This is a genomic window from Pseudotamlana haliotis, from assembly GCF_008806375.1.
In the GTDB taxonomy this organism is placed as follows: domain Bacteria; phylum Bacteroidota; class Bacteroidia; order Flavobacteriales; family Flavobacteriaceae; genus Pseudotamlana; species Pseudotamlana haliotis.
Map to the genome: position 1 here is coordinate 1 of NZ_WAAT01000053.1, position 204 is coordinate 204.

At 36.3% G+C, this 204-nt stretch carries 1 pseudogene; it reads right to left on the bottom strand.

Features of this window, described 5'->3' with window-relative positions:
* Positions 1 to 204, bottom strand: a pseudogene (locus F6U93_RS14715) (hypothetical protein); the annotation flags it as partial.

Consider the following 204-nt stretch of genomic DNA (forward strand, 5'->3'; position numbering starts at 1 on the left):
GTTTAATAACGAGGCTTTAAAGTTTGCGTCAGGTATGCTTACGATACAAGCAGTACACATCGTGTTATATTCTGCAGTTGTGTCTTTAGTCCAATCAACAGGAGTAAAACCTTGATCTATTTGAATACAGGTTAAATTAGGGTTGTCTGTTGCATCTAAAGTACCTAAGGTTGTGCTATTAGCTCCATTAGCAACATTTAAACT